General features: G+C 39.5%; 5 protein-coding genes. 3 read left to right on the top strand and 2 right to left on the bottom strand.

The genetic code is table 11. From position 1 onward, the window contains the following. Positions 1-53 precede the first annotated feature (53 nt). Complete coding sequence (locus G322_RS23085; protein WP_084683730.1) at positions 54-230, top strand: NlpC/P60 family protein; 177 nt, start codon at positions 54-56, stop codon at positions 228-230. 26 nt (positions 231-256) lie between these two features. Continuing rightward, positions 257-853 carry a LysE family translocator gene (locus G322_RS0118135; RefSeq protein WP_022943104.1) on the top strand — a complete coding sequence of 199 codons (597 nt, stop codon included), beginning with the start codon at positions 257-259 and terminating at the stop codon, positions 851-853. A 37-nt stretch (positions 854-890) separates the two neighbouring features. On the opposite strand, the gene G322_RS0118130 is transcribed toward G322_RS0118135, so the two are convergent. Continuing rightward, entirely contained in the window at positions 891-2,024 is a 1,134-nt protein-coding gene (locus G322_RS0118130) for a ribosomal protein uL16 3-hydroxylase (protein ID WP_022943103.1), read from the bottom strand. A gap of 139 nt (positions 2,025-2,163) precedes the next feature. Here G322_RS0118130 and G322_RS0118125 point away from each other — a divergent pair, with 139 nt between their 5' ends. After that, on the top strand, positions 2,164-3,087 hold the full coding sequence (locus tag G322_RS0118125; RefSeq protein WP_022943102.1) for a DMT family transporter: 924 nt from the start codon (positions 2,164-2,166) through the stop codon (positions 3,085-3,087). Here G322_RS0118125 and G322_RS23080 read toward each other — a convergent pair. Then, positions 3,015-3,451 (bottom strand): ISAs1 family transposase (locus G322_RS23080; RefSeq protein ID WP_156873997.1); only part of this gene is annotated, 437 nt, incomplete at its 5' end. The genes G322_RS0118125 and G322_RS23080 overlap by 73 nt on opposite strands.

The following is a 3,451-nucleotide window of genomic DNA, read 5'->3' as shown; positions in this document are numbered from 1 at the left end:
ACCAATCTACGTCGTTATAAAATTTCGACTTAGAATAACTAGGCTTCAATTTTATGCCTACTATCTTGATACAATTTGCCTTGCTGACTTTGCATCTTGAAGTATCATGGGTATATATGGGAGATAATAAATTCATCCATGCCTCGACCAGTCAAGGCGTGATCACCTCATCACTTAATAATGTTTATTGGAAGAAAAAATATTGGCAAGCCAGACGAATTTTAGATTAATCCCACTCTATTTTGGAGGTATGTAAATGCTCTCTTTATATATTACTTACACCATCTCTATCGCATTATTGATCTCATCACCGGGGCCCGTTATCTCACTGGTTATCTCTGACTCAAAGCATGGCTGGCCGACAGGGACAATTTTGGGGGGGGCTCTTTCTGCTTTTTTATTATTAGTATGTTCATTGTTAGTCATTCATTTTGCATTGGTCATTGACGAAGCGCTGTTAGATTGGGGCAGGATCCTTGGTGGTTTATATTTAGCCTATTTAGGCTTGTCGATATTACGCAGTAAAGTGCAACACTCGACCGCTAAATCGCATCACCATGATTGTTTTTGGCGCACCATGAAAGTGGGGTTATCGAACCCTAAAGATATTCTGTTTTTCCTAGCATTTTTGCCCTCTTTTATTATTACAGAGCAACCTTTTGTCGAACAATCTATGATCTTTTTAGCTATTTGGTTAGTGGTTGATATGATAATTATGGTGGCGTATGCAGGTTTAGCTAAAAAACTGCTCACTTATGAATCTTGCCAAAAAGTACTGTTTTATCTGCCGGGAGTCTTTATGAGTCTGGTAGGAATGGTTTCACTCTATTTAGGCGTCATTAATTTATTTTAGCCCGCCTCCCGTAGCAGGAGGGCTATGCTCAACGTGATTAAGTTGCGTACCAATAACCTAAATTAACTAGCTGAGTAAATAGGGTTAAGGCCTGCTTATCTTGTTGTAATAGCTCACTTACCTCGCTACCTACTTTATCTTGATCACAAAGATGATGGCCTAATTCAGTAAAACCTTCACAACTAAATTGCTCTGCATTAATAAACAGAAGCTCGGGTGATAACTCAAAATAGACTGCGCGTAACCCGCCCAAACGGGTAAATTGCGCGCCCTCTTCGAAAGTTGCTAAGATATCCTGTTCACTGTGTTTTACCTCGGGAGTAGCGATATCTAAGTCATGTTTTGCTTCACTTACCATCTTACCAAACCAAGGGATTAATTGCTCTGGCGTGGCACAGTTTGCAAGCATCACACGATGTAGCTCGTTTAGTTCCTGTGTCTCTATTTGGCCTGTTTTTTCACGCATCTGCATGTTGATATCATTATAACGCAAGGGTTTTTCATTATTGTCGATTAAATGATCGGCAAAACTACTTATTAAGTCATTTTGATCGGGTGCGCGAAAACCGACACTGTAATTCATTGATGGCTCAACGGCATAACCTTCATGGGGAAAACCCACAGGAATATATAAAATATCACCCGGTTCAAGCTCAACATCAATAATGGCATCAAAGGGTTCACAATGTTTTAATGCACCATGTGCTGCAAACTCTTTTTTAATGGGGTGTTTTTCTCCAACACGCCAGTGACGTTTTCCCATACCCTGAATAATAAACACATCGTAGTTATCGATATGTGGGCCAACGCCGCCTTTGGGTGTGGAGTAACTTATCATCAAGTCATCAATACGCCAGTTGGGTAAAAAACGAAAAGGGCGCACTAGTTGTTGTGCATCTTCATGCCAATGATCAACCGCTTGAATCAGTAGAGTTGCACCATCACTCTCTAGTTTCTCAAAGCTTTCAAAGGGGCCACATTCCGCTTGCCATTGCTGTTTTTCGTCACGATAGACAAGGCGACTCTCAATCTCCTCTTCCATCGCAAGACCCGCAATCTCATCGGGAAGAATGGGGTCGATAAAATCGATAAACCCTTGTTTAATAACGGTTGGTTTTTTTTGCCAGTAAGTATCAAGAAAATGGTTTATCTCTAAATTGAGTTCGAACATAGGAAGTACCTGTAATAAGAAAATAAGATTGAGTGTAGCAGTTCATTTTTAAAATAACTCGCTTTGTCCTCTATTTGTCAGTATGGTGATCGTCCGTTGATAAAAAGTTGATTATGAAAGAGATAACAAGGAGGTGAACATGATTTCATCGATTAAGTTTAATAAAATCTCAGGTTTATTGGCAGGTCTTATGGTAGTAGTGATTTGGTCTGGCTGGATCATTATCTCTAAGTGGGGGCTTTCGCGAGCATTAACCGTGTGGGATATAACGGGTATTCGTTTTGCCACCGCGGGCTTAACTGTTTTCGCTTATGCCTTGCTGAGTAAGTTTCCATTAAAATCATTGTTTAACGTGCCAATTATCACTTGCAGTTTAGCCTGTGGTACGTTTTATGTTTGTGCAGGATTAATCGGCCTACAGATGTCTGATGCCGCTAATACAGGTGTGGTGATAAATGGCACGTTACCCATAATGTGTGCCACACTTCTTTATTTTTGGAATAAAACACGTTTAAATATATCTCAATATATTGGTATCGTATTGATCCTTGCAGCTAATTTTTTACTGTTCACTAGCTCAGGGGGTGCAACATTGGCGGCTCTTTTGTGGTTGTTATTAGCGACATTATTTATGGCGTTTTACTCTATCTCTATGAAAATGTGGAAGATAGAGTTAAAACAAATCATGATTGCGGTGCCCCTGATTAATGCACTATTTTTCACGCCAATCTGGTATTTTCTGCCGAGCAATATTGTTAATGCCCCTGTTTATGAAATTATGTTGCAGGTGGGTTACCAAGGCATTGTCGTGAGTATTATCGCGCTGTTTTTTATGACCTATGCGATTACCAAGTTGGGCGCGGTATCGGCGTCAACCATCATGGCACTGGTGCCGATTGTTTCCGCTTTTTTAGCGACTATATTTTTACAACAGGAGATCACTTTTCAAGTTGGATTATCGATTATTGTCTGCTCGTTAGGTATCGCTTGTTACAGTGCCTTGCAACCACTGCTTTTTTGGATGAATAGAAATAAAAAAGGCAACTCTGTCGCTACTTTGTAATAGTGTGGTGATTTGCTACACTTGATGCGCAATGCTACTATTGTTTTAGAGGTTAATTTTAGGAGATGAGAAGTAATTGACGTCTGATATTCATTAATTCGACCATGCTCGCCATCTACATCGTCATAACTATCTAAGAGAAAAGGATCATCTCTTCGTATTTTATGAAAGTATGCTTTTATCTCTTCTAATAATGTGGCCTGATTCTTTTTTACCTGAAGTACATAATCACCTTTTTTCTCACATATTATTTCAGCTGTTTTTTTCTGACAATGCATTGCATCGGCAGTGATAACTGAGCCATTGATTTCTAAGTGATCCAAAATAGACTGCATGACGGGTATTTCATTGGTTTTACTATCTG

This window comes from Psychromonas hadalis ATCC BAA-638, from assembly GCF_000420245.1.
GTDB classification, from domain to species: Bacteria; Pseudomonadota; Gammaproteobacteria; order Enterobacterales; family Psychromonadaceae; genus Psychromonas; species Psychromonas hadalis.
Note: the sequence above shows the minus strand (reverse complement) of the source record. Positions and strands in the feature narration are given on the sequence as shown.

What these genes read in the sequence shown, in the direction of transcription:
- G322_RS23085 (WP_084683730.1), top strand. Translation starts at nt 54, where the DNA reads ATGCCTACTATCTTGATACAATTTGCCTTGCTGACTTTGCATCTTGAA.
- G322_RS0118135 (WP_022943104.1), top strand. Translation starts at nt 257, where the DNA reads ATGCTCTCTTTATATATTACTTACACCATCTCTATCGCATTATTGATC.
- G322_RS0118130 (WP_022943103.1), bottom strand. Translation starts at nt 2,024, where the DNA reads ATGTTCGAACTCAATTTAGAGATAAACCATTTTCTTGATACTTACTGG.
- G322_RS0118125 (WP_022943102.1), top strand. Translation starts at nt 2,164, where the DNA reads ATGATTTCATCGATTAAGTTTAATAAAATCTCAGGTTTATTGGCAGGT.